The organism is Mesorhizobium sp. M4B.F.Ca.ET.089.01.1.1 (assembly GCF_004022605.1).
GTDB lineage: Bacteria > Pseudomonadota > Alphaproteobacteria > Rhizobiales > Rhizobiaceae > Mesorhizobium > Mesorhizobium abyssinicae.
In genome coordinates, this window is sequence record NZ_RZOS01000041.1 from 1 (window position 1) to 23,752 (window position 23,752).

28 protein-coding genes and 5 pseudogenes are annotated in these 23,752 nt (G+C 59.6%); 18 read left to right on the forward strand and 15 right to left on the reverse strand.

Annotated features, from left to right (window positions below; genetic code table 11):
- Together EN780_RS38730 and EN780_RS06750 are read left to right on the forward strand one after the other, a co-directional pair.
- Positions 1 to 228: pseudogene (locus EN780_RS38730) on the forward strand (hypothetical protein); the annotation flags it as partial.
- 567 nt (positions 229 to 795) lie between these two features.
- Positions 796 to 2,070 (forward strand): cation:proton antiporter, encoded by a 1,275-nt coding sequence (locus tag EN780_RS06750; protein WP_128272774.1) that lies wholly within the window; start codon positions 796 to 798, stop codon positions 2,068 to 2,070.
- Between the two features lie 252 nt (positions 2,071 to 2,322).
- On the opposite strand, the gene EN780_RS06755 is transcribed toward EN780_RS06750, so the two are convergent.
- The 3 genes and pseudogenes from EN780_RS06755 to EN780_RS06775 form a co-directional block, all read right to left on the reverse strand.
- The gene (locus tag EN780_RS06755; protein WP_127391079.1) at positions 2,323 to 2,526 is read right to left on the reverse strand and encodes a CsbD family protein; all 204 of its coding nucleotides are present in this window, start codon (positions 2,524 to 2,526) and stop codon (positions 2,323 to 2,325) included.
- 1,574 nt (positions 2,527 to 4,100) lie between these two features.
- On the reverse strand, positions 4,101 to 4,466 hold the full coding sequence (locus tag EN780_RS06770; protein ID WP_245499897.1) for a hypothetical protein: 366 nt from the start codon (positions 4,464 to 4,466) through the stop codon (positions 4,101 to 4,103).
- Positions 4,467 to 5,182: 716 nt separating this feature from the next.
- Positions 5,183 to 5,497, reverse strand: a pseudogene (locus tag EN780_RS06775) (ATP-binding cassette domain-containing protein); the annotation flags it as partial.
- Between the two features lie 229 nt (positions 5,498 to 5,726).
- On the opposite strand from EN780_RS06775, the gene EN780_RS06780 reads away from it, so the two are divergent.
- Both EN780_RS06780 and EN780_RS40470 read left to right on the forward strand, forming a co-directional pair.
- Positions 5,727 to 6,746, forward strand: a complete 1,020-nt coding sequence (locus EN780_RS06780) for a GSU2403 family nucleotidyltransferase fold protein (RefSeq protein WP_128272778.1) — start codon at positions 5,727 to 5,729, stop codon at positions 6,744 to 6,746.
- Positions 6,747 to 6,935: 189 nt separating this feature from the next.
- A pseudogene (locus tag EN780_RS40470) lies at positions 6,936 to 7,065 on the forward strand (TrbC/VirB2 family protein); the annotation flags it as partial.
- Positions 7,066 to 7,193: 128 nt separating this feature from the next.
- On the opposite strand, the gene EN780_RS06785 reads toward EN780_RS40470, so the two are convergent.
- Positions 7,194 to 7,556, reverse strand: coding sequence for a low affinity iron permease family protein (locus EN780_RS06785; RefSeq protein WP_128272780.1), 363 nt, complete (start codon positions 7,554 to 7,556; stop codon positions 7,194 to 7,196).
- A gap of 135 nt (positions 7,557 to 7,691) precedes the next feature.
- Between EN780_RS06785 and EN780_RS06790 the strand changes: the two genes are divergently transcribed.
- The 3 genes from EN780_RS06790 (at position 7,692) to EN780_RS06800 (ending at position 8,571) form a co-directional block, all read left to right on the forward strand.
- Positions 7,692 to 7,871, forward strand: coding sequence for a hypothetical protein (locus tag EN780_RS06790; protein ID WP_128272782.1), 180 nt, complete (start codon positions 7,692 to 7,694; stop codon positions 7,869 to 7,871).
- Between the two features lie 74 nt (positions 7,872 to 7,945).
- The gene (locus EN780_RS06795; protein WP_128272800.1) at positions 7,946 to 8,182 is read left to right on the forward strand and encodes a DUF982 domain-containing protein; all 237 of its coding nucleotides are present in this window, start codon (positions 7,946 to 7,948) and stop codon (positions 8,180 to 8,182) included.
- Between the two features lie 80 nt (positions 8,183 to 8,262).
- Positions 8,263 to 8,571 (forward strand): hypothetical protein, encoded by a 309-nt coding sequence (locus EN780_RS06800; protein ID WP_128272784.1) that lies wholly within the window; start codon positions 8,263 to 8,265, stop codon positions 8,569 to 8,571.
- Here the strand turns inward: EN780_RS06800 and EN780_RS40475 are convergent.
- The 4 genes and pseudogenes from EN780_RS40475 to EN780_RS40485 all read right to left on the reverse strand — a co-directional run.
- Positions 8,568 to 8,885 carry a hypothetical protein gene (locus EN780_RS40475; protein WP_245499898.1) on the reverse strand — a complete coding sequence of 106 codons (318 nt, stop codon included), beginning with the start codon at positions 8,883 to 8,885 and terminating at the stop codon, positions 8,568 to 8,570. The genes EN780_RS06800 and EN780_RS40475 overlap by 4 nt on opposite strands.
- Positions 8,886 to 9,090: 205 nt before the next feature.
- Positions 9,091 to 9,273, reverse strand: a complete 183-nt coding sequence (locus EN780_RS40480) for a hypothetical protein (RefSeq protein WP_245499899.1) — start codon at positions 9,271 to 9,273, stop codon at positions 9,091 to 9,093.
- Positions 9,274 to 9,585: 312 nt separating this feature from the next.
- A complete protein-coding gene (locus EN780_RS06810) occupies positions 9,586 to 10,092 on the reverse strand; it encodes a ferritin-like domain-containing protein (protein WP_128272786.1) in 507 nt (168 codons plus the stop codon).
- Positions 10,093 to 10,154: 62 nt separating this feature from the next.
- Positions 10,155 to 10,229 (reverse strand): annotated as a pseudogene (locus tag EN780_RS40485) (KGG domain-containing protein); the annotation flags it as partial.
- A gap of 794 nt (positions 10,230 to 11,023) precedes the next feature.
- Between EN780_RS40485 and EN780_RS40490 the strand changes: the two are divergent.
- The 4 genes from EN780_RS40490 to EN780_RS06845 all read left to right on the forward strand — a co-directional run bounded on the left by EN780_RS40490 (position 11,024) and on the right by EN780_RS06845 (position 13,658).
- Positions 11,024 to 11,257: a hypothetical protein gene (locus EN780_RS40490; RefSeq protein WP_245499900.1), complete on the forward strand. Its 234-nt coding sequence runs from the start codon at positions 11,024 to 11,026 to the stop codon at positions 11,255 to 11,257.
- 593 nt (positions 11,258 to 11,850) lie between these two features.
- A complete protein-coding gene (locus EN780_RS06835; RefSeq protein WP_127393801.1) occupies positions 11,851 to 12,318 on the forward strand; it encodes a hypothetical protein in 468 nt (155 codons plus the stop codon).
- A 149-nt stretch (positions 12,319 to 12,467) separates the two neighbouring features.
- Positions 12,468 to 13,292, forward strand: a complete 825-nt coding sequence (locus EN780_RS06840; RefSeq protein WP_128272788.1) for a Ku protein — start codon at positions 12,468 to 12,470, stop codon at positions 13,290 to 13,292.
- 54 nt (positions 13,293 to 13,346) lie between these two features.
- On the forward strand, positions 13,347 to 13,658 hold the full coding sequence (locus tag EN780_RS06845) for a hypothetical protein (protein WP_128272790.1): 312 nt from the start codon (positions 13,347 to 13,349) through the stop codon (positions 13,656 to 13,658).
- A gap of 48 nt (positions 13,659 to 13,706) precedes the next feature.
- On the opposite strand, the pseudogene EN780_RS40500 reads toward EN780_RS06845, so the two are convergent.
- A pseudogene (locus EN780_RS40500) lies at positions 13,707 to 13,874 on the reverse strand (exodeoxyribonuclease III); the annotation flags it as partial.
- 50 nt (positions 13,875 to 13,924) lie between these two features.
- Entirely contained in the window at positions 13,925 to 14,047 is a 123-nt protein-coding gene (locus EN780_RS41310; RefSeq protein WP_281035350.1) for a hypothetical protein, read from the reverse strand.
- A gap of 188 nt (positions 14,048 to 14,235) precedes the next feature.
- Between EN780_RS41310 and EN780_RS41520 the strand changes: the two genes are divergently transcribed.
- Together EN780_RS41520 and EN780_RS41525 are read left to right on the forward strand one after the other, a co-directional pair.
- Entirely contained in the window at positions 14,236 to 14,601 is a 366-nt protein-coding gene (locus tag EN780_RS41520; protein ID WP_348631243.1) for a hypothetical protein, read from the forward strand.
- An 81-nt stretch (positions 14,602 to 14,682) separates the two neighbouring features.
- Positions 14,683 to 15,123, forward strand: coding sequence for a hypothetical protein (locus EN780_RS41525; RefSeq protein WP_348631244.1), 441 nt, complete (start codon positions 14,683 to 14,685; stop codon positions 15,121 to 15,123).
- A 93-nt stretch (positions 15,124 to 15,216) separates the two neighbouring features.
- Here EN780_RS41525 and EN780_RS06865 read toward each other — a convergent pair whose 3' ends face one another.
- The 3 genes from EN780_RS06865 to EN780_RS06875 all read right to left on the reverse strand — a co-directional run bounded on the left by EN780_RS06865 (position 15,217) and on the right by EN780_RS06875 (position 17,385).
- On the reverse strand, positions 15,217 to 15,510 hold the full coding sequence (locus EN780_RS06865) for a hypothetical protein (RefSeq protein ID WP_128272794.1): 294 nt from the start codon (positions 15,508 to 15,510) through the stop codon (positions 15,217 to 15,219).
- Between the two features lie 203 nt (positions 15,511 to 15,713).
- Positions 15,714 to 16,985: a phospholipase D-like domain-containing protein gene (locus EN780_RS06870; protein ID WP_245499901.1), complete on the reverse strand. Its 1,272-nt coding sequence runs from the start codon at positions 16,983 to 16,985 to the stop codon at positions 15,714 to 15,716.
- Positions 16,986 to 17,058: 73 nt separating this feature from the next.
- A complete protein-coding gene (locus EN780_RS06875; RefSeq protein WP_128272802.1) occupies positions 17,059 to 17,385 on the reverse strand; it encodes a low affinity iron permease family protein in 327 nt (108 codons plus the stop codon).
- Between the two features lie 492 nt (positions 17,386 to 17,877).
- Here EN780_RS06875 and EN780_RS06880 point away from each other — a divergent pair, with 492 nt between their 5' ends.
- The 3 genes from EN780_RS06880 to EN780_RS06890 are packed head-to-tail and all read left to right on the forward strand — an operon-like array spanning position 17,878 to position 20,024.
- Positions 17,878 to 18,933: a glycosyltransferase family 2 protein gene (locus EN780_RS06880; protein WP_189556418.1), complete on the forward strand. Its 1,056-nt coding sequence runs from the start codon at positions 17,878 to 17,880 to the stop codon at positions 18,931 to 18,933.
- Positions 18,908 to 19,600 (forward strand): class I SAM-dependent methyltransferase, encoded by a 693-nt coding sequence (locus EN780_RS06885; RefSeq protein ID WP_128272798.1) that lies wholly within the window; start codon positions 18,908 to 18,910, stop codon positions 19,598 to 19,600. The genes EN780_RS06880 and EN780_RS06885 overlap by 26 nt, the downstream gene beginning before the upstream one ends.
- Positions 19,593 to 20,024 (forward strand): GtrA family protein, encoded by a 432-nt coding sequence (locus tag EN780_RS06890; RefSeq protein ID WP_127284518.1) that lies wholly within the window; start codon positions 19,593 to 19,595, stop codon positions 20,022 to 20,024. The genes EN780_RS06885 and EN780_RS06890 overlap by 8 nt, the downstream gene beginning before the upstream one ends.
- A 13-nt stretch (positions 20,025 to 20,037) precedes the next feature.
- Here EN780_RS06890 and EN780_RS06895 read toward each other — a convergent pair whose 3' ends face one another.
- Both EN780_RS06895 and EN780_RS06900 read right to left on the reverse strand, forming a co-directional pair.
- Positions 20,038 to 20,583 carry a hypothetical protein gene (locus EN780_RS06895; protein WP_245478079.1) on the reverse strand — a complete coding sequence of 182 codons (546 nt, stop codon included), beginning with the start codon at positions 20,581 to 20,583 and terminating at the stop codon, positions 20,038 to 20,040.
- A gap of 64 nt (positions 20,584 to 20,647) precedes the next feature.
- On the reverse strand, positions 20,648 to 21,805 hold the full coding sequence (locus EN780_RS06900; protein WP_127284506.1) for a hypothetical protein: 1,158 nt from the start codon (positions 21,803 to 21,805) through the stop codon (positions 20,648 to 20,650).
- Positions 21,806 to 22,034: 229 nt separating this feature from the next.
- Between EN780_RS06900 and EN780_RS06905 the strand changes: the two genes are divergently transcribed.
- Entirely contained in the window at positions 22,035 to 22,565 is a 531-nt protein-coding gene (locus EN780_RS06905) for an inorganic diphosphatase (RefSeq protein WP_127284505.1), read from the forward strand.
- A gap of 165 nt (positions 22,566 to 22,730) precedes the next feature.
- Positions 22,731 to 23,645, forward strand: a complete 915-nt coding sequence (locus EN780_RS06910) for a hypothetical protein (protein WP_127284504.1) — start codon at positions 22,731 to 22,733, stop codon at positions 23,643 to 23,645.
- Positions 23,646 to 23,752: the final 107 nt, after the last annotated feature.

The window sequence follows — 23,752 nt, forward strand, 5'->3', positions numbered from 1 at the left end:
GAGCAGCAGCAGGGCGAGCCCGAGCAGGCGGCAAAGCCGCAGAAGAAGGCCAAGGAGCAGCCCGCCGCCGAGCAGCAGCAGGGCGAGCCCGAGCAGGCGGCCAAGCCGCAGAAAAAGGCCAAGGAGCAACCCGCCGCCGAGCAGCAGCAGGGTGGGCAGGCGGTAAAACCCAAGCCACAGAAGCAAGAAAAAAAGGCGTGTGATCCGCAGACTGAGGCGAACTGCTAGGTTTGTGGCGGTTAGACTAACCGCTCTTCGCGGTGCCCGCTGTTGGCACTGCGGGCACAGCTGCAATCCTGGCTTCTATCCTTCGCGGCCACCTGTGGCGGCTGGGCGGTGTGCATTCGTCATTGATCCGAAATGGCGATATGCGCCGAAAACCAGGATCGTATGATCTACAAGCCGAGGAGGGTGAACAGAAAAGAGGAGGGTGAACAGAAAATAGGCTCGCGCGCTGAGCGCCTTTTTGGGGATGACTGGCGGTCGAGCGTCTTGGTGAAGACTAGGCTGCTCGCACTGGAATTTAACCAAGGTGCTGTTTCACCAGCCAGCCGCGAAGCATGCGAGCGGAGTTACGTGGCGGATATTCCACGAGAAGTCATGGAGCGCAACGTCTGCACCAGTAGAAAATGGTCTCGGACAGCGGCTCCAGGCCGGTGTCACGATAAACTTCGGTCGAGCCAAGGGCCGGGGGAGGACATGATGGGCGAACGTTGGGTGAGGAGGGGAGCCTGTTTCTGCTCGGGCCGGCACCAGCTTGGCGCCTTGAGCACGCGTTCAACGGCCTAAGCCCACATGCAGCCCTATGCTCTCCTCTTGGCAGTTTTTGGAGCAATCGTGCTCCTTACGGCCTGGCTCCCTTTACTGCTCCGAAAGCTTCCGCTTTCGTTGCCAATGCTTTGCATCGGGATCGGGGTTCTTTGGGTTTGGTCACCATTCTCTCCGCTCGTAGGGGTAAACCCACTGGAGAACCGGATACTAACCGAGCGTCTCACAGAGTTCGTTGTGATCGTCGCCCTTATGGGGGCTGGCCTAAAGCTGGATCGGCCCGTGAGTTGGCGGGGTTGGGAGTCCTCGTGGCGCCTTCTTGGCATAGCCATGCCTCTGACGATCGCAGGAATTACAATTCTAGGCTGGTCAATTCTCGGGCTTGGCATTAGCGCCGCACTTCTGCTTGGGGCTGCCCTGGCACCAACTGATCCTGTTCTGGCAAGCGACATACAAGTCGGTCCACCTCAATCCGGCAAGGAGGATGAGGTGCGTTTTGCCCTTACCTCCGAGGCCGGTCTCAATGATGGAGCGGCCTTTCCGTTCGTCTATCTTGCAATCGCAATCGCGCTTTCCAACGCATCCGGCGAGCCCTTCTTCAGGCACTGGTTTATCGTTGACGTTGTCTGGAAGCTCGCCGCAGGCGTTGGAATTGGCTGGCTCGGCGGAAAAGCCATGGGCTACCTTACGTTTCGTCTGCCGAAACGGTCGGGGTTGTCAGAGACGAGGGATGGCTTTGTTGCGCTCGGTATCACCTGCCTTGCGTATGGCTCGACCGAAATCCTTCACGGCTACGGCTTCCTTGCAGTGTTCGTCGCGGCCGTGGCGCTACGGTCCGTCGAGCGGCAGCACGAGTATCATGAGAGCTTGCATGACTTCGCGGAGCAGATTGAGCGTTTGCTGATGATGGTCCTGCTGGTCTGCCTTGGAGCAGCCATCGCAGAAGGGTCAATTTTTGGCGCCTTGAGCTGGCAGGTGATCGTCACTACCGCCCTGGTATTGTTCGTGGTGCGACCCCTGGCGGGGTGGATTGGGTTAATCGGATTTCCAGCGGCATCACGCGAAAAGGCCGTGATTGCTTTTTTTGGAATCCGCGGCCTTGGCTCGTTCTATTACCTCGCATTTGCGCTCGGGCAGGCTGAATTTGAGGGTGTGACAATTCTTTGGGTGACTGTGTGCTTCGCCGTATTGAGTTCAATCGTTATGCATGGCGTGATGGTAACTCCGGTGATGCGACAAATGGATCGCAGCCGTTCACCACGCTCATGGTTGAGGCCTCGTGCTCGCTCCAGAGAGGATTAATGCCTGTCGGTGTAGCTGATCCGGAGAAATCGGTGAGCTCCAACGCGGTAATCGGAACGATGTAAGGCCTCGGCTGCGCGGGTCAGAAGAACTGAAACCAAAGCAGCCGCGTGCATGAGATAGAAGCCGGGGCGGCCTGGACTAGAAGAGTTCCTTTGCTCGCCGCTCTTGCGCAGGCGCGTCACTTGCGCACCTCAAAACGAAAGGCGCTGCACGCGCCAGCGCCTCCCCATCGATGGCCCAAAGGCAATTCTACCAACCTTGTCGGGCATACCAGTCGTCGATATCCCGACGCACACGATCCTTCTCAATCCCGTAAAGTTCCTGGATCTTGCCTTCGAGTTGGTCCCGTCTGCCGGCGATGCGGTCCAGATCATCGTCAGTGAGTTTGCCCCACTGCTCCTTGACCTTGCCTTTGACCTGCTTCCAGTTTCCCTCAACGCGGTTCCAGTCCATGGCGATAGCCTCCTTGGGTTTACACAAATCAAAACGGTTGTTCGCGCTCTATTGTTCCAGAGGAGGCGGGTCGGGACCGGCACTCCATTCACGCCATGAACCTTAGAGGTTGTTGAGCGCTTTCGTGCGCAAACAGCGACAGGGCCTTGCGGCACCACCACGCCCATGGGCACGGCCCCGCCAAGCTCGACAATCGGACCCAAAGGCTCAGCGAAAGATGAACTTCCGAGTCGGAACGCTTGAGAGGGAAGAGGATTCCAATTGACTATTCGCGGGTTACCTGTCGCGTCGACCGTCGTTGCCATTCGGCGTCCTGACGACCGCGTAGACGTCCCGCGCGTTGCGTGACGTCGCCTATCAGTTCGATTGGCTGGCCCTTCTTCGCCGTCGACGTCTTGTTTACGATGGAGTGCGGGAAGCCGTAGGAGAGGATCGAGACGCTCACCCGTCCTTCCGTCACCCGGCGCCTTACTGTCGCGGTGATAGCTACCTCATCGCCGATCTTGATGCCTTCGCCATGCGAATGAGTCTGGTGCGGCCGCTGGCTTCGTTAAGCAGTCGCTAATATTTCCATCTGGGGCATGGAACGGACGAAGCTGATGCTCTGTGGCGCGACTGGAAGGCCTGATGCGCGCGGGAACCTTTCATCCGCCAGCGGCTTTGTTTCTGCATGTCGCGAGCCGTCGAACCACCGATATTGCCAAGGGGTAGCCCAAATCGGGACGTCAACTGTGAAGTCGCATTAGAGGCGCCATCGCAGCGCTGATGACTACGTCAGAAGCACAAGGAAGGACGCCACGCGAAACCACTGCGGCCCTGCTGAAAATCGCTACGGAGCGTGCGCAGCAATTTGGGCTTCTGCCGGCTGAGCCGCCAGGTGGGGAATGCTAAGAGCAATATTGATCGCGTGTGCTGCGCTCTTGTTTTTGCTGTGTGCGGTCACCGCTTGGTGGGTGCTTGGGTAAGCGACTAAATCAGGCAGCTGGCGGACATGCCGACGATGTCGCGCAACCGTTAGCGCCAGAAAACTGTGGTTACGGCCTAAGCCAAGCGGCGCTTAGAAAGTGCCTGCAACAGTTCCCCTTCGTCGTGATCCCGTTCCGGTAAACGCTGACAAGTTCGCGGCGAGGTCTTCCCTCTGTTCCTTGTCTTTTGGGCTAAGCTGCGTTCGATGCACACTTGGTCAAACACCCGCTGGAGCAAGTCCAAGTCAGCGGGTTCAAATACTCCGCTGCAAAGCGATAGCGGCATAACGGCAGCCCTCAATTTGCCGTCCCTTGCCGCTGCAAAGCGATAGCGGCATAACGGCAGCCCTCAATTTGCCGTCCCTTGCCCTATTATTCTGCCACCCAACTACGACCAAACCTCAAGGCGTCCAGCAGCAGCCCGACGGTCGGGGATGAGCGCTTGTTGACCGCCGGGCCTAGCCGGCAAGGCTAACCGGCTGGCGAGGTTATATAGGCCCGTCAATCTTCGCTGCTACTTGGAAAAAACGGTGGGTGTTGGGTCCCTCTATCCTCAAATCGGATGAGCCCAGAATCGCGACCCAAAGTAGGGTCCCCGCGCTGGCCCGGCTAGGAACGGGCGAAGTGGCCCGCGCTACGGAGCTTCGCGAGCAAGATTGTGGCCGTGCCGTGATAGTCAACGCGCGCTTGCTCGTGAAGTGGTGACGCGTACCAGGCGGTAAGCTCCTCAACCAGAAAGCGCGTGTCGCCATTCACTGACGCGCACCTAAGTTCCCCGCTCTTTTGCATCACAATTATCGCCGTGCCGGTTGCACCGTATCCGATCGCCGCCATCCGCTGAACCTCTACGTCACCATCAACGCGAACATCGAACAGAACCGACCCTCCGGTTTTCTCTGCCGCGTCAGCTACCCGATCAGGAAACGGCCGATGCAAACCGTTTGGATTGACGAACGTCTGCTCAAACAGCGCCAATTCAACATGCCCCGCGACCATGGCTGCGAATATGGGCGAGACAGCGTAATCAGCAATCCTGCCGAAACCCTTTCACGCAAGTTTCCACATGAACTTGCAACGCGCGCGGCACGATCGCATAGCCATCCCGATGATGGTCGCGAGTCACACGACCCCGGCGGCCAAGGGAAGGGACTCGGGGTTTGACCGCCGGGCCTAAACTGGAAAAAGGGGGGCTAAGGTTTTGCCGACCTATAAAAATGCCTCGGAACAAAAACTCGCCCCTTTCGTTGGAAATTGCTGGCCGGATTGTTCCCAACCCCTCTAGTCTTCCGGTCGTTGTAATGAGGCCCGCTGCCGTCTGGCGGCGGGCTTCACATTTTAGCTAAAGCTGAAACAAAAGCCGGGTCGGCCCGTTGTTTTTTTGCCAGAGACCCCTGGCAAGTCCAACCTTCTCCCGCCGGCTTCGGTCGGCGGGCTTTTAGCAACGAAACAAAAGCTAATTTTCGCGGTGCCCGGCAATCGACAGTGGGATGAGCGCAAAGCCGTCTAAAGCTGTTGGCAGAGCGACTGACGAGGGACTGGCATCAGGAGGAAGAGGCCAGGCGCCTGATCGACTTGATTGGAACCGATTGGAATTCGCTGCTTCGCGAGGAAGGTTCCTGAAAGGTCGACACTAGAGGGTTGCCGGCCCGGCACTAGCGGATCCGCTGGATGCGGCCCTTTTTTTCGAGACGCTCCTTGACGATCGCACGCCCGATGGCCACGCGCTGGCGCTGCCCGCCGGAGAGCTGCGACGTGACCCGAACGTTCCTTAACCAAAGGCCATGGTCTCCGCGACCGTCATAGGTGGGGTAGAGGGCATAATTCTGGAAGACCATCGCCACGTTGCGCCTGCCCGGCGCAAGGTTCTCCGAGCGCACCCCGTCGATCGTCAGCGTGCCCACGTCAAGGCTTTCGAGGCCGGCGATCATGCGCAGCAGCGTCGTCTTGCCGGAACCGGACGGACCGAGAGACACGACCAGTTCTCCCGGCTCGAGGTCCAGGATCACTTCGACGGCGCCGAAGTGCTTTGATAATTTCCGATGTCAAGGAATGTGGAGCTAGGGCACAATGGGCGATCCATGGTACGCCGAGACGCAGAAACGCAACCAACGGGCGGGCCCCTTGGCCGCGCCCGGATCTACCGGCGTCGGACCAACGGCCGTCTGTTCAACGATTTGCGCTTTTGTTGAACAAGACGTAATGTTCAACAAGCCCAATTTTTGTTGAGCATCTCCCATGTTCGATCGCCACTCGCCCATAGCCCACTCAGCCTATCATGATCTGCTTGCGTCCTTGCGCGATGAGGCGATCGCGGAAATCCGTGGAACGCCGACCCGCGTAGAGCGCGGGGGCCGAACCTACTGGTATGATTCCTATCGTGTCGGCTCCGACGTCAAAAAGACCTATATTGGGGAAGACAGCGAAGCACTACGCGCCCGAATGCAGCGCATCGGCGCGCTCCGAGAGGGCCGTGAAAATCGCAGGCGCAACCGCGCCCGGCTGGTCCGTCTGTTGCGGGCCGAAGGGTTTCTTGGGATCGATGCAGCTACAGGCAGCCTTCTGCACGCATTGGCCTCAGCCGGCGTATTTCGCCTTGGCGGAACCGTCGTTGGGACACAGGCATTCCGGCTCTACGAGGGTGAACTTGGCGTTCGCTTCAGCTTCGACCAGACAGCTCAGACGAGCGATATCGACATTGCGAGCTTCGAGCGCCTTTCCATTGCACTTGAAGATACCGTATCGAGTCCGCTCGATAATGTTCTGAAAGATTTCTCATTTGAACCGGCGCCAGCGCTGGAACCCGGCAAAACCTGGCGCTGGAGGCAAACGCGTAACGAGACGCTAGTCGAATTTCTGACACCGTCCTTTACCGAAGACGAACCCTTGCGGCCTTTGCCTGCTCTGGGTGTCCATGCCCAATCGCTGCATCACCTGAACTATCTGCTTGCGGAGCCAATCCTGGCCGCGGTCACATATCGCGACGGCGTTCTCATTCAGATACCACGACCGGAACGCTTCGCGATCCACAAGCTCATAGTCGCGGACCGGCGACTTGATGGGCCAGACAGCCTCAAGGCTCTGAAGGACCGGCTACAGGCCGAATTTCTCATCACCGTTCTAGCCTTGGACAGGCCCGATGATCTGCAGGAAGCCCTTGAGGATGCTCTGTCCCGAGGAAAGCGCTGGCGCGAACGGATCAAGAAGTCGATCAACAAGTCGCCATCGCTTCAGGCTAGGCTTGGTCCGCTCAACTAGTCGACAGTTGCACGTTCGGGCTCTGAAGCGCCATCAACCGAAGACGAGCACTTAGCCACGAGGAGGCCGTCAGCGCTTGGCGGACCATCGCGAGGCAGGGGAGGGGACAGTGAGTCTGCCGCTTTCGACGAGCAGAGAGACGACCCACGCGTCGATCAGGCGGCATCCGCGTCGTCCTACCGATCCGTATTCGCGCAAGCCGCCGGCATCGAAACCGCACTGCACAACATCGTCGACCTGCTGACCCGCAACATCGCCAAGCGCGATGATCGTGATCTGCATTGCCTGGATGTTCGGCTACATGGATTTCAGAAGGGCGAGTTCTCGATCATCGGCATCCGCCGCCACCTAACTCGTGAACATCATCGTCGAGGCTGACGCCATGGCGAATTCGCGGGCTGCACCCGGCCCGTGATGGTCGCCGCGTGCGTCTTTGAAACGCGCAGTCTACACATCTCGTGACCTTTCCTTCGCCCGGGCGCACGCTGCGCGGAACTCTTCGACCTCTTGCTCCGTCAGATGCTCGATGCCGATAAAGGCGTTCTTGCCCTGGCCGGAGCGGATCAACTCATCGAGCTTTGCCTGGATGGCGGCGCCATCGCGGTTCTGTGTGTTCTGAATCAAGAAGACCATCAGAAAAGTGACGATGGTGGTTCCGGTATTGATGACTAATTGCCAGGTCTCGGAGTATTGAAACACAGGGCCAGTTGCCGCCCAGGTCAAAACCGATCCCAAGCAAAGAGCGAAGGCCCACGGCCTACCTGTTGCGTGAGCGACTGCTTCCGCCATTCGATTGAACGTCTTTTCCATGACACAAACCTTGGATGATAATGCGCAACCAACGTTGGCTTAGGGCACCAGTTCCCACCGATAAGGATCGCGATTTCCGGCAACTTTTGCGCGCTTGCCGAGTTTGTTTCCTGAGAGTTTCTAGAAGGAAGAGCGATGGAAGCGACACAAATTCAGCCAGCCGCGGTAGGAGCCGGGCTGGAACGCAAGCGCTGCGCCGACATAGTCGACCTGCAGGCCTTACATTTTGAGCGAAAGAAAATCTTCCCGGTAGCCAGGGCGCTGAAGGCGGTCGCGCAAGAAATTCGCGGGGTTCAATCTCCGCCCCCGATGTGAGCCCGCTGCTCCCCGGCAGGGCCGATAAGCGCGATGACCGGCTGGCAAGGCGGCGCTTCTATTCTCCGGTCTATGTGAGAGCCGCCCCGGCGGACAGGCCTTGTGAAGTTGGCCACGTCCAGGAAGCGGCCGAGCAACTCGTCAAATGGCCGAAGCGGGGGCCCGGATGGCACAAGGCAATGATCCTTTGCCTGTCAGCTCTGGAGGGTGATCCGATTGATCCGCAGGTCATACGCCAAGCCTTCGAAGCTGCGGCAAAGGAGGCTGGGATGTTGCTTACTTCCGACCCACGTAATGCCAGCCGAGATTAATTCGCTTTCCCCGGAACATCTCATCCATGAACCCTGTTTTCTCCTTACAGGTCCTTCGGCGATCTAGGGAGGATAAGCTGATGAACGTCGCCAACTTGCAACTTGAAGGCCTTCTTATGTCCGTAGCGTCAATCAACAATCTGCTGGTTCACAAGGGGGTTCTTTCGATCGACGAAATTGACTGCGCCTTACAACATGCCGAGGATTCGCTGTTGGACGACGCACGGCTTTACGAGGATATGTCCCCGTCAAATCGCGATGCTGTGTGTTTTCCCCTGAGATTGCTTCAGTTGGCTAACTTGGCTCAGTCGGAAACAGAGATTCCGCCATTCTCCGAACTTGCCAGAATGGTGGCCGAGCTCAAGCAGCCCTATAACGAAAAAGGCTAGCTCCACGACGTCGCCCCGTTCGTGCCGTTCGGGGCAAGCGCCTTCTGATTGCACAGAGCATCGCCCGCCGGCGCTTGGTCAGCGGGCAACTTCGCCTTCTCTATGACTGCCCCTTTCGTCGCCGAGGTAGCTTCTGGCAAGCGGCCTAAGGCCGCGCAGCGCACGCTTTCGCATTCGACTTCATCCGGCCCGTATGCAGGCGCATCTGGGTTGAATTCGCTCCATCCGCTGGCCTCATACTCCCGACGGCGTTCAGACACGTCAACCGAACCGTCCTGCCCGCGGATGCGCTCGGCTTCCGGAACGGAGTTCATCCTGGACTTTGGCAGTCACAAGTGTTCCGCCCAGATTCGGTGAGCGCGCCAATGATCCCGCCGGCCGCTCCCCAACTGCGGCGCCGCTACCGCGCCGGCTGCTGTGGCGACGAGCCATCTGCTGCAACTACTACAGGTCCCATGCCTGGGATGGTCATTATGCCAAGACCCGTCAAAAGACCCCCGGCTCCCCCGATAGCCGCGTCTATGCCGGCACCGCCTGCTGCATCGTCTGCAACGTCAGAGGGTTCGCCATCATACCAATCGGCAGAGTTGTTAGACTGATATCGGCCGAGGAGACTCCGATCGCATCCAATTCGCCAACCGCGTCAGCGGCGCTCAGGTCGCGCGCCGGCAACCCCCGCTCAAGATCGGAAAGCTTGGTCATTTTACGAAGTCGGGGGTCTGCCGTCGTTCGTCCCATTCGCGAACGCTTTCATCATCGTCGCTCCCCCGGATCTCTTCAGCAACTGACGACAGAGCCCGTGAAACATTGAACAGGTTTAGCCGTTCAAAGGCTCGCGCTCGTTGCTGCAGGATCATTATACATCGTCGACGTTCAGAGACGGCTTCGGTCACCGATGCGACTGGTACCATCGCATCGGCTGGTTGTTCTGAATGGAAGTTGGATGGCATCGGTATAGTCATCGTAGCACCATGCGGCTCCGGACAAGCACCGGAGCCGCTTGTTGAGAGCTGATCAGGCCGCTTGCAGCGCGCGCTTGTTGGCGTCGCTCTGGCCCAAAGCGCTGAGCGCTTCGTCGGTCGCCGTCTCTTCTTTGAGGGTTTCGCGCAACAGCGGGAGGGCATCCTTCATGCCGAGTTGCTCCGCCCAGGCGATGAGCGTCCCATAGCGGGCAATCTCATAATGCTCAACCGCCTGTGCGGCGCCTACAAGGCCCGCATCGAGGGCGGGCGCCCCCTTATACTCTTCGAGCACCTCCGAGCCCTCTTCGAGAATACCGTCGATGGCGGGGCACGTCTTGCCCCTGGCAGGTTTGCCAAGTTGCTCGAAAAGCTGTTCGAGCCGTTCTACCTGGCGTTCTGTTTCCATCCGATGTTTCTCGAATGCAGCGCCTACCTGTTCGGATTGCGCGGCCTTGGCCAGCTTCGGCAATGTCTTCAGGATCTTTTTTTCCGCGTAATAGAGGTCCTTCAGACCATCCACAAACAGGGTCTCCAAACCGTTTTCTGATTTCGTCGGCATTGCGCTTTCTCCTTCTGAATGACTAAAAGCGGCGCCTCAGAGCGCCGCTTCATCTATCAGGACTGACCACCTTTGCGACCGGCTTCCGAAGCCTTCTCGCGGTCGTCAGCAAAGTTGCCGCTGCCGCCGCGCTGTTGGCCGCCGCGTTGCTTGTCGTCGGCCTGCTGCTGGCCGCTGCCGCGGCGCTGATCCTGATCGTCGGCGGATTTCCGGCTCTCTCCTGTCTTCACATGCTGTTTGCGGCTTCCGCCTTGATTGGCCATGTCATTCTCCTGTCTTGGTAAGATTTTCCTAACCATACTCAACTGCGGCCATCGCGCTCTGTTCCGGCGGAAATATTTCGTGATTTGGATCAGCCTTGGCCGCTCCTGCGGCCGCCGCCACAATATCCTGCACGTCCACTCCGAGGTCGTCGAACGGTGGTGCTCGAAGTTATGTCCACAGTAATCTGGCAGCGGCAACTCGAGCGTGACTGAAAACGAACGTCTTTAGCGTCGGCGAAAACGAGCTTTGTGTGAAATGATTGACCCAACACCGGGCCACTTTATTGGATTGGTCCCGCACTTAAAGGCGACCGGGTCACCGGCTCGAGGTCATGTGGGAAGTCTGGAGCATCGACCGGTATGGCATCGGCTTGGCTTCTTTTCCGATTGGTCAGCGCTGGGAGCAGATCCGCCACCTCTTCCCAGATAACTCTGCTAAGCTCACTCATCACTGGACCTACACAACTGCGGATGAACGCGTTGCCTAAGGGCCCGGTTCCGGTTTCAGCATTCGCCCCCTAATGGCCGGGCGCAGCACCGGGCGCTATGTCGGGAGCGCCTTCATAGCCTTGAACAAGGGCGCGAACAGAAAGGCTGTGGCAGCGCGTCCAAGGAGCACGAGCCCGCCCAAGGGTACGAAGCGGCGGCGACGCAGGGTGATCGGCCGTATGAAGCATTTCCGCGGCGAGGAAGACCTGCGGCATGCCTCCCTGCGGGATTTTCGCGAGGAGGTTGGGAATGAGGCGGGGTGGGCCGCCGCCTCTGCCTCATTAAAGATGGGCAAAGGCAACGAAAATGCCTCTCGCCGTTTCAAGATCGACATCTCCCACCAACGCGGCCTTGCAGCGCGAACAGCCGCTTTCTGTTCTGGGCTGTTGCCGCACGAATCGCTGGCGAACTGATAGGCGTCGGCGACCGTGTTGAGTTGACGGGAAAGCCCAGTCGGACCCAAACGCGGGCCGACTTTTCGAAGGGTTTGGACAGCATGGGTGACCTCCCGGCAGCCTAGGCGAGCGCTCCGCCGCCGCGGCCGTGGTTGCCGCTGACCATCCAAGGCAAGGCGGTGGTCACTTCCTCATGGATTCTCGGCCGGCTTAGGCGAGCGCGGGGCCACCCTCCTCAAAGGCATACCTTGCGACGTGGCCAGACAACGCGCAGTGTAACGGGGCTCCGGCAACCCTCAATGCTGGTGTATGGCCCGGCCTGCCGAATCCTGTGTCACAAGATGAAAAGCAGACCGGGCTATCGCTCAACCCTGATTGACCGGCCAGGTCCGTTCCCCCGAGTGAATGTGACTTCCTTCCCTGTGACATCCCGAGCCGTCTTCAACAGCGTCTCATGAAGCGTGCTTCGATCGGTAATTATCGCATTGCGGCGACATCAGCGGATCGACGATGCTCTGTGCCTCCGCGGCCCGTAATATTGGCAGTTCTTTTTCTTTGTTGGCGGCCTTGTTCAGTCTGGACGCTATCTGAGGAAGCGCTAAATCACGCCAATGACACGTTTTCTGCTGAGCCTCGTATCGATCCTATTTTTCAGCACGCTTCTTCAGGCGCAAGCGTGGCAGCCTTTCGGCGTCAGGCAGTTTGGCTTCACATTCGATGTGCCGCCGGGCTTTGTCTTGACCCAACGTTCGGACCAGGGCGCGGCTTTTCGGGGCGCAAACGAAGCCTTCCTCGCCGTGTGGGGTGCGAGGCTCGGCAAGGCCAGTTTTCGGGCCGAGATCAAGCATCGCATGGTCGAGGACGAAAAGGCCGGCTGGAAGCTGACGTATCGACGCGTCACGCCCCGATGGGCCAGTTACTCGGGCATCAACAATGGCCAAATCCGATATGTCCGTGCCATTGCCGTCTGCGATGACCGTGCCGCGCTCTTCACCATCAACTACAGCAAATCCGAAAAAGTCCCCTACGATCCGGTTGTGGTCCGCATGGTGCGATCCCTGAAGGCAGAAGGCTGCTGAGCTGAGTCCGCTGATGAATTGTCGGCACACGGGTTCATCTCCGCGTTTCGCTCGATGTCCTCGCGAGACTGCCAAGTCGAACCTGCCGTTTGGAACATCTCCAGCTCCTGAGTATTTCGGTAGAACTCCAGAAAAGCGAGGCAACGACCATGACGGCGCCCCGGGCAGTTTGGAAAGGCTTCCTGAAAGTTGGTTCGGTCTCCTGTGGCGTGAAGCTGGTCGGGGCGACCAGTGAAGCCTCGAAAATCCATTTCAAGATTCTGAACAGAAAGGACGGTCTTCCGGTAAAGAGCGCCTACGTCGATGAGGTGACCGGCGACATCGTCGAGGCAGAAGACCAGACGAAGGGATACGAGGTCGAAAAGGGGGAATTCATCGAAGTTCCGCCCGACGACATCAAAAAGCTCAAGCTGACGTCCGCCCATACCCTGGAGGTCGAGGAATTCGTCGCTCTCGACGACATCGACACGCGTTATTTGGAAAAACCTTACTACGTCATCCCCGCCGATGGCGCGGCTGTCGAAGCGTTTTCGGTGCTGCGAGAGGCCATGGCAAAAAAGCGCGTAGCGGCCAGATCCTGTGTGGTGCTTTACCAGCGCGGGCGGGAAGTGGTGATTCAACCCTTCGGCAAAGGCATGCTGCTCACCGAGCTGCGCACCCATGACGAAATGATCCCGGAAAAGACCGTCTTCGACGATCTGAAGAGTCCTAAGTATGATCAGGACCTGCTCGAGATCGCCGGCCTGCTGATCGACAAGAAGGTGACCAGATTCGATCCATCGAAATTCGAGGACACCTACGAAGATGCGCTCGTTGCAATGATCGACGCAAAGCGCAAGGGCAAGAAGCCGCCGAAACCGGCACCAAGGCCCAAAGAGAACGTCGTCGACCTCGCATCGGTGCTGCGCAAGAGCCTTGCCAAGGAAGGCATCAAAGCAGGCCCCAAGGCAAAGGCAACCCGCAAGTCGGCATGAGGGAACTTGCCGCTGATCAGCGGGTTGATCCTCATGATCTTCAGGAGCTGAGCTATGACAGGCGATGAAAACCGTCGCGAGACGGGTGCCAGGAAATATCCGGCGATGACAGACGCCGATCCGTCGGATGATTTCGCGCAAGAGGCGGCGGGCAACAAAAAGCCGCCGGGCGGGATCGGCCTAACGAGGCCAACCGGTCAAGCGGACAGCTCCCATCGGTCCGCCGGCCAGAATCCAGGGAAACAGGCGACCCCGAGCCCCCCAACAGAAAAGACATCTGGAGCCGGCCCTGCGATCTCGGAACATTCGAAAGACGCAAAGGCGCCCAAGACAGGTCGCCAGCCAGGTGCTTACGTCAAAGAGTGAGCCTGAACGTCAGCGGCGAGGCGACCAAATCCGTTTGGATGCTTGACACTTTTGGCCGTGCCAGATCGCGCCGTAGACGGCCCTTCTGATCGCATCGGCAGGAAATTTGTCCGTCTTATGTCTTCAGCTCCTGAGGGCACACGACGTCATACTCGGTTTGACCTAGCCACTTGAGAACGGGTAGCCATTCAGATTGAAGGTTGCGATGCGGGTCATTCGAACTCAGCCATCTGAACCATGAGACCGTCATCTCGCAAAGGGGGAGCTCATTTTTGGTCTTTGTAGGATTTGGCGGCTTCATCGATCTTGCGCCAATCATGTCCGTACCGACGCACAAGTTCTCGCGCCTGGGCTGGCGACACATTCTGGATTTCCACGATATGTTTCACCTCTGCGTCCTCGCCTTTCAGCGGGCGAGAACGAGGTTTTCTCGGCCGCATGGGCGCTGTCCCCGTTTCATCGCGTCTCGCCATGGTCTCACCTTTCCGAGTTAACCGCCGAATGTGGGGAAGGTTTCACTGCGCTTCGCAGAGCTTGCATTCGTGCGGCGACACTTGTCCTCGTGCCGCAGGATCGCTTGAAGTTCGTGAACCTACTGGCTCGGCCAGCGTTCAATGCATGGAACCGTGATCCCGCAGGAAGCGGAAAGATCGGACCTGGTCCCATGCCACAAAAGCCGCATACTCCTGGTGCCGAAGCGCGCTTTCCCTTCGACAGGATGGCCGTCGAACGGTTCCGACAGGTTTTTCCGCGAGCGAGGTGGAGCGACGAGCGCAGGAGCTGGTTCGTCCCAGGAAAGACGGCCGCCGGGCGGATCGACCGTTGGCTGGAAAAAGAGGCAGCAATGCTGGCGGTTCACGGCGACAGCAAGGGACGCGACGCCTTCGCCTTTGATCCAATATCAAGCGCATACCTGGAGGTGTCCGACGACCTCCGTATTTGAACCCCGTATTCGAAGACGGTTATCGAGGAACTGCGAACAGTACCCTGGGCCAGTTGGGACGAGGAATTGCGGGCCTGGCGAGTGCCGTTCCGTTCTTTTGAAGAGCTACGACGCCGTTGGCCCAGCATCGAAAAGGCCGCCCAACAGGCGGAACCGGAAGAAAGGAAACGACGACGAGAGACTGCCAAAAGCTCTGATGCTTACAAGGCCGCTCAACTGCGGAACGCCGAACGCCGCCGTCATCGCTATCCACTTCCAACTGAACACTTACCGCCCGTTGGCAAGCCGGTTGCGACAGAAGAATATGGCATTGTCATTTTCGACGAAGTGTCCGGTGAACTCGTCGAGGCGGAAGATTTGACCGCCTCCTATCCAAACGCGGCGTGCGCAAACGCGAGCTACATTTGGGGCAGGTGGCGTTCGGCCACGCTGTCCGAACTGATCGCCACATGGCCAGCTCGCAGTGCGCCAAAAGCGGACAAACGTTCGTGGGTTGGTGGCAACCGACACTTCCCGAACTGAGAGTTGCTCGTCGAAACGTCCGCAGCATGGAACGCAGAAACAGACTCGCGACCTCAGCAAGGGTTGCTGACTGGGGAGGTGCTTCGAGATTGCTCAACCAGAACGCATGACACCGGGCTCTTCGATAGGTGCCTTGCTGCTGGAGGAGCGCGGTCCAGAAGTGTCACGCACTAGATCGGAGAAATTGACGGTCGCCACCAGGTAGCCTGCTGCATCGTAAACCTTGATGATCGAGCCCGATTGGGCAGCGCCGGCGGGGTCCTCGGCGACGAGTGCGGCGTGAGCCATTTCCAGCGCTCTCGGGCTGGCCAAATCGACGCTGGAGAGCTCTTCCTCGACTATCTTGGTCTTGCCGAATTGGACCGTCTCAAAGCGGAAAGTGGGCATGGGAAATCTCCTGTCCCCATGCAATGCTCAGGACGGCGTAGCGTTCCAGCGGCGATCCGCCTCCACCAAATCGGCGGGTAGAGCGCGAACAATCGCGCACGCGCCTGCAAAGGGGGCGCCGCTGTGCCGATGTTGGTCGAGAAGGCGCCGACGAGTTCGCATCCGGCCATGTTCAATATGCGCAGGGGCAGGATCACAATGTCTCAAAGTTGAGAGCGTAGCCGACTGGCAAACCAGTCCGTGATCTTTTCGGACAGGGGACGCGCTTCCCATTCGTCCAAACTGACTTGCCTTGATCGCTGAAGATCCTGGTTGAACAAGTCGATCTGCGTCGTTGCGAAATCCTTTCCGTAGACGTTCAGCGTGGCTTCGTCGTTTAGCCGCAAAGAGCGCTCGTCCAAATTGGCAGAACCAAAGCTTGCCCAGACGTCGTCAATGATCAAGAGCTTGGGATGATACATGGTAGGCTGAAACTCGAAGATCCGCACACCCGCTCGGAGCAAGTCGCCCCAGAAGTAGCGCGAGCTCTTTCGAGCCAGCGGCACATCCGTCAGCGAACTGGGCACAATAACGTCTACCGATACCCCGCGCCTCCTGGCATCCAAAATCTGCTGAAGGGCGATGTCGTCCGGCACGAAATAGGCCATTCCGATACGCAAGTGATCTTTGGCGGCAGCAATGGCCGCCAACATCATCAGCTGCATGTTCTCTGAGCCATTGGGCTGCGAAGACAGTATCAACTGAGCGCTAAGCGCACCTGCGGGTTCCGGTGGAAGGTAGAATTTCTCACCCTGCAGGGTCTCTCCGGTTGCCTCCAGCCAATTTTCAGCGAACGCCGCCTGGAAAGCAGAGACCACTGGACCTTCCACCCGGTAGTGGGTATCACGCCACTCATTGGGGTTGCGGGCGTCGCCAAGCCAGTTATCTGCAATGCCGACGCCGCCGGTAAATGCGACGCGCCCATCGACAATGAGCAGTTTGCGATGCGTCCGATGGTTTACCCGGTCCAACGTATACCAATGGACGGGCCGATAGCGTTCGAACGCAACGCCGGCTCTTGTCATGATTCGGATCAGGTCTTCATCAAATGGAAGGCTTCCGACCCAGTCAACGAGCACACGGACTTCAACTCCATCTCTGGCTTTAGCGGCCAACGCTGTCGCGAACCTGTAGCCGACGGCGCCCGACCAGTAGATATAGGTCTCCATATCAATGGTGGACCTGGCCGCGCCGATCGCCTGCAACATTGAAGGAAAGATCTCATCTCCGTTGACCAAGGTTTGCACTGCGTTCGAACTGGAAAGCTGCCCTTGCGAATACCCGCTCATGCTCGTGGGAAATTGGCTGTTTGAGGCCTCGAAACGGTGAGGCACGATGGCTCGCAAAACGCGGGGTTCAGGGATCAGGTTTATGACAAGCAATGTGAGCAAAACAGCGATCAACGCAACGGCCACATAGCTCAGAAACTTGAGCAAGCGTGCGAACCCTCCGTTGGGCCCGATCGCTTTCCCGCCTGCCAGAAACGCCACGAGACCGGAAGGCCGCACGTCAATCTCCCTGCTGTTTGCGAACGCGATGTTTTTCGATTTCTTCGGGTTCCTGATCGTCAATCCGGGTGATGTTTGACGCCGAGCTATTTGATCGCAACATCTCATCCAGCTTGGCGTGGATTGCCTGAGTGTCGCGATGCTCTGCTCGCTGGATGAACAGCGTCATGGCCCAGGTGAAGAGAGTAGCCGCCCCATGCCAATTCAAACTTTGCCGATCGAATATCATCCAAAGAACGGAATAGACCAACACCACCAGGAAGGCGCCGGGACGAGAGGTTAAGGTGCCGATCGAGGTGAGCACGCTCATGATTGGGTGATTTGCCATCACCAAGAACTTTCGACTGTGACGCAGGTTCCCGCGAGACCGGCGGGGGGCAAGCCACCCCCGGTGATATGCCCCTTGCGTTGATCTGGCACGCCGATCCGCGATCGCTCTGCAGTCCGGGCGGCTCTGCTCGAATGGATGCCCTGCGAAGCGGCCCGGGCAGACTTCTACGGCACATCCTCATGGTGGTGCCTGCCAGGCACGGGTCTTCAAGTTTCACCGCAAAGCTCGACATGCGCGAGACGCGACCCCGCGCAACTCCTGACCGAAATGGCGTAGCAGCTCATGCGCGCCGCCTTTGTCCAGTTTCGAATCCGCGAAATAGATGAAGAAATAGGCAGTGTTACGAGGCGATTATTCGAGCGCCGCAGGGGCGGGCTGGCCGGTTGCATCATTGGCTGATCCCAGAAGGCTGGCAAATTAGCGATTTCTGATGGACCTTGGGAACTTTGTGGCGGGTGTTCCATTTTCAACCGCATGCGAGACGCTGTGATGCACGGCATTCGGACGCGCGCAAACGCGCAGTCCCCGCGCTACTCATTGGTGCTGCCGATCTACAATGAGGAGGAGGTGCTGCCCCGGCTGGTCGAGCGAATAAGCCTGCTGGTGGGTCAGCTGGACGCAGAGGCGGAGGTCATCTTCGTCGACGATGGAAGCCACGACGGAAGCGTGAAATACCTTCGGCGCATGGTCGCTGCCGAGCCGAGCTTCCGGCTGATCGAGCTTTCCCGCAACTTCGGACACCAGATCGCCATCACGGCCGGCATGGAGGCGGCGGCGGGCGAGGCCATCATCGTCATGGATGCCGACCTGCAGGATCCGCCGGAGGTCGTGCTCGACCTCGTGGCGAAGTGGAAGGAAGGCTTCGAGATCGTCTATGCAAGGCGCATCAGGCGCGAGGGCGAATCCTGGTTCAAGCGTATGTCCGCGAGCCTCTTCTACCGCGTTTTGGAGAAGATGACGCCGGTCGACATTCCCCGCGACGTCGGCGACTTCCGCCTGGTCGGCCGCAAGGCGCTGGAGACCTTCAAGCGCATGCCCGAGCACGACCGCTTCGTCAGAGGCATGTTCGGTTGGATGGGATTCAAGCAGGCGGCTGTGTCGTTCGAGCGACCGGCGCGCACGCTGGGCGAGACCAAATACCCGTTCTGGAAGATGGTGCATCTTGCGGTCCACGGCATCATCAGCTTCTCGGAAAAACCGCTGCGTCTGGCGCTTTGGGCGGGATTGGTCGTCTCCGCCCTTGCCGTCCTTTTCGGCGCTTACGCCATCTTTGCATGGCTCTTTGAAGCGGGCGTCCTCGCCGGCTGGACGTCGACCGTGGTCGTCGTGTCGCTGCTCTGCGGCATCAACCTTTTCATGACCGGCGTTGTCGGGCTTTATGTCGGCAGCATCCACGCCGAGGTCAAACGCCGTCCCCTCTACGTGGTCGACAGGCTGAACGGCTTCGGCCGCTCGGTGCGCGTCGCTTCCGGTGACCGGCGCACCTCGTTTCGCAAGGCAGAGAACGGGGTTGCGGCCGATGTCCGAACACTTCGACAGCTATAACACCAGTTACCGCGATGTGGTCGAAGGCTCGATTCGGTTCTCAGGGCTTCAGCATGATTTCTTCCTCGCAGCCAAGGCCGACCTTTTGCGGCGCCTGGTCGTCGAGCGGTACCTTCGCGCGGGCAGGGCGGAGGTGCGTGCGCTCGACGTGGGTTGTGGCATCGGCGCGCTCCATCCCTATCTCGAAGGGGCCTTCGATCGCCTCGAGGGTTGCGATGTTTCCCGGGATTCACTGGCGCGCGCCGCGCGCGACAATCCGCATGTCGGCTACAGCGCCTGCACCCACGGTAGCCTGCCTTATGAGAGCGGCGCCTTCGACCTGGCCTTCGCCAGCTGTGTCGTCCATCATGTGCCGCCCACATCCTGGCTCAATTTTTTCCGCGAGATGAGGCGTGTCCTGCGGCGGGGCGGCGTTGCCTGCATCATCGAGCACAATCCCTACAATCCGCTGACGCGCATGGCGGTGCTCCGCTGCCCGTTCGACAAGGACGCCGTCCTGCTTGGCACCCGCAAGGCGGCATCGCTGTTTCGAGAAGCAGAATTCAGAAATATCCGGTCCGAGCATTTCCTGTTGCTGCCTTCAGCAAGACCCTTTGCCAGGAAAGTCGAGCGCGCGCTCGCAGCCCTGCCGCTCGGAGCACAGTACGCGTGTGTCGCTTATGCCTGAGCACCGCTTCACCGCTGGCGTGAAATTCCTGGCGCGCTTCGGATCGGTCGGCATCGCCGCGACGATTCTCTACGCTGTCCTGGCTGCGGTCTTCGCCCGGGCGGACCTCGGCTTCACGCCGGTGCAGGCTTCGCTCGCCGCTTATGCAGCAGCGGCACTGTTTTCCTATCTGGCGCACAAGTCCTTCAGCTTCATGTCGGCCGGATCGCATCGCTCGGAAGCCCCACGTTTCCTGCTGCTGACGGCGACCGGCCTCGGCGTCGCCTATGCTGCGCCCAAGCTCTTCACGGTGATGCTCGGCCTGCCGCTTTTCGTCCCCATACTGCTGACCTGCCTGATCATCCCGGCGCTCAATCTTATCGTGCTCGACCGCTGGGTCTTTGCCGGGCGGGAGCCGACCGAAGGGGCGAACCGTCCTAGGTGAATGTCGCTTGCGCCTAGAGCGCATCCAGCCGAAACGAGATCAGCTTGATCGACCGGTTGTATATGTTGCTTGCCGCCGGACTCTGCGCGATGCCGTCGGGATAGTCGAAGAACAAATCCAGCCTGCCGGTGTCGGCCAGGGCTGCCTGGGGAATGACGAAAGCCACCGTCATCGGTGCCGCGCCCGAAACTGTCGCCGGATGCAGCCTTACGCCATTTGCCGATATGACGATCCTCTGTGTGAGTTGGGGAGGGCGGATGACGGCGGCCACCTGCAGCGTGGCCAGAAGGCCGCCACGGACGGGGGGCAGCGCCAGGCGAAGGCGCGAGGACTCGCCTAGCGAATGGGTGCCGTCCGCCACCGGACCCGACCAGCCGCAAACCCTCATATCCGAGGTCTGTCTGGCGCCATCGGACCGGAACGATATTGTCCTGCCCGGCGTGTAGCTGCCGATCGCGTCGCGGTTGAGGCACGTCGTCGTGCGGTCGATGTAATAGGCGCGGTAGTCGCCGTTGACGTCGGGATTGAGGGCAAGCGTGAGGATGGCGAGCTCGGACAAGGCAAGGGCGGCCGCCAGACCGTAACCGCCAAGTGATACAGCGGACCTAGGGGATCGCAGCGCTTCAGACCAAGGCAAGATAGCCTCCGATCCACGCCACCGTCATGAAGTAGCAGGCGGCGAGGAACAGCGCCAAGGCCCCGACGAAGGTCAGCTTCGACGCTGACAGCAAGACGGCTACCAGCATCGCCAGCGGCGCGAGCCCGACGACGTATCTGACCATCGAGGCCAGGTTCGTGGTCAACGGCAAGATGATGCTGACGGCGCAGAAAAGGGCCGCGCCATATTGCCTGCGAGCCCCGAGCACCAAGCAGAGCGCCAGGCCGGCAATTGCCGTCATTGCGCTCCATTGCGGCGCCGTGGGCAGCCAGCCGGCATGGTAGGACAGGCCGTCCCACAGGAACAGCAGCGGATTGCCCGCCACGCGCCCGAAAGCGCGCTGGATGTGGAGGAAGGCAAAGCCGTCCCCGACCGTGAGATAGAGAAAGAGCATGTAGGCGAACAAACCGGCGGGCGAGATGAAGATGGCGACCAGAAGGTCCGGCCGGCCGAGCAGCCAGCGAGGAAAGGCGACGATCGAACCGCCCTTCGCGCGATACTCCTCGTACATGTGGATGACGGTGGCGAACACGGCTAGCACGCCAACGAGCCGCGTTGCCGACAGAAGCGCCGAGGCCACCCCGGCGGCGAGATAGTTGGAGCGCTTGAGCGCTAGGAAGACGCACGAGGTAAGCAGCACGAAGAGCGGTTCGCTGAGGAAAGTGGTGAAATGGAACGAGAACGGGCCACTGAGCAGGAAGGCGCAATAGAGCACGTAGGCGCGCATGTTCTTCCCCACGAGCGGCCATGCCACGAGGCAGGCTGCGTAGCTCAACGCCAGCGACGTGATCGTCGCGATCAGGATCGTGGGGAAGGGCAAGACGGATCGGATCGCCGCCACTAGAAGCGGATAGAGCGGGAAGAAGCCCCAGCGCCCGACATTGCTTGCGTTCGGAATTGGGAAGCGCTCATAGCCCTTTTCGGAGATGTCGACATACCAGGCGCAGTCCCACCTGCAGAGCGCCTGAGCATAGGCCGCAAAACCTGTATCCGACGATACTGAGGCAAAAGCCGCATAGCGAATGACAAGGCCGCTCAGCGCGAAGAGCAGCGGCACCGCCACCACAGTGACTATCATGATGCGAATGCCGATATTCGCACGCGCCGCACCTTCAAGCGCCACGTATGTCTCCACCGTCCGCTCGGCCCGGCAGCCGCGTATTCGGTAAAAGCGACTGCGGGAATTTTGGTTCCGCGGCAGCACGCAGCCGGCTCGGCGATGAGCCCGCTCGGCGCCTGAGCGCCCATTCGCCCCAACGCGTCGGACTGCGGCTGGGCTCGCGCTGCCCTTCGGAACATTCGTCGCGTCTTGAAGTTCCAACCGGAGCAACCCCCCGCGATAGAGCATCGCAATGCCCGATTATCTGAAGCTGCCAACCACGACGAATGGGCTTGTCAGAGTAGTGATTGAAACACCGCGTGGTGCGGAGGCGAAAATCGCCTACGATCGCGCAACCCGGACCTTCGGTTATGTCCGCCCCTTACCGGTCGGGATGACTTATCCCTACGACTGGGGCTTTATCCCTTCCACCTTGGGCGATGATGGCGATCCCCTCGACGGGCTGGTCATCCACCAGGCGGCTTCCGCTCCTGGCATCGTCATCAAATGCGACCTGTTGGGTGCATTGCGTGTCAAGCAGAAAGACTCCGGTGGCGAGCCCTTGCGCAACGACCGCTATGTCTTCTCTCCACATAGGGAAGATGCTGCCGAACCGGTTGCGGCGGATCGTGTGCCAGATGACCTGCGGCGCGAAATCGAGCAGTTCTTCCTGTCGTCCGTGCTGGGGACGGGCAAGACCATCAAGTTCAAGGGATGGCAGAATGCCGACGAGGCGCGCAGGGCGATCAGGAAGGGCATGAAGGCCTTTGCCGCCTGTAAATGACCCGGCTTACCGCCAACGGAACAGAAGACCTGCAGCGACATTGTTAGTTCATCACACACTAACCCACAGGAGGCTTCTATGGGCCGCGGTATCTTGCTCTGGCTGCTCGGCATTCCCATTCCGATCATCATTCTCATCATGCTGTTTGCGCGGTAGGAGGCTCAGATGGAGGCAACACTTGCGACTTCCGAGGCCTCTGCACCGACAGAATCCTCATCTTCAGCAGTGAACTGGGGGCCAATCATTGCCGGCGCCTTCGCCGCTTCGACCCTGACAGTCATGCTCCTGTTGTTGGGCTCCGGCCTTGGGCTGAGCATGGTTTCGCCGTGGTCCGGTGCCGGCGCGTCGGCTACGACATTTGCTGTGTCGACCGCAGTCTGGCTGGTGGTCGTGCAATGGCTTTCATCTGGCGTCGGTGGATATCTCACGGGTCGGTTGCGCACCAAATGGGTGGGGATTCATACCGATGAAACCTACTTCCGCGACACAGCTCACGGTTTCCTTGCCTGGGCACTCGCCACGCTTCTTGTTGCGGGAGTTCTCGGCTCAGCGCTTTCGGCGGCATTGGGTTCTGGAGTGCAGGCAGTTTCGACGGTCGCCGCGGGCGCCGCGACCGGGGCCTCGGCCGGTGCCGCAAGCAAGGACGGCTCAGCATTCGACAACACGTCCTACTATGTGGATGCCTTGTTCCGCCCCGCCGACCTGACCAAGCCCGTCGACGCCAATCCGCAGAACGAAGCTGCAGCGACCGCGCAGGCGTCGCGCATCCTGCTCGCGACTGCTGCGACCGGCGGTGAACTTGCGGCTGACGACAGCGCCTATCTGACGCAACTCGTGGCCGCCCGCACCGGGCTTCCGCAGGCCGATGCCAAGGCTCGGGTGGATGCAATGATGGCCAAGGTGAAGGAGGCAAAGATCAAGGCCCAGCAGGCGGCCGACACAGCCAGGAAAGCCGGCGCCACCTTCGCCCTTCTTGGCGCCCTGTCCATGGTGGTAGGCGCCTTTATTGCCAGCGTCGCAGCGGCGCTTGGCGGACGCCAGCGTGACGATGAGGAGGCCACTTATTTGGCCGACCGATAGGCTTGTCGCGAAAACCCCTTGGGTGAATGCTCGATCAACAGGAGCTGATTATGAAACACCAGACCCTCGAACAACTGCAGGCGATCGCGGACGTCAAGCCGCTGGCG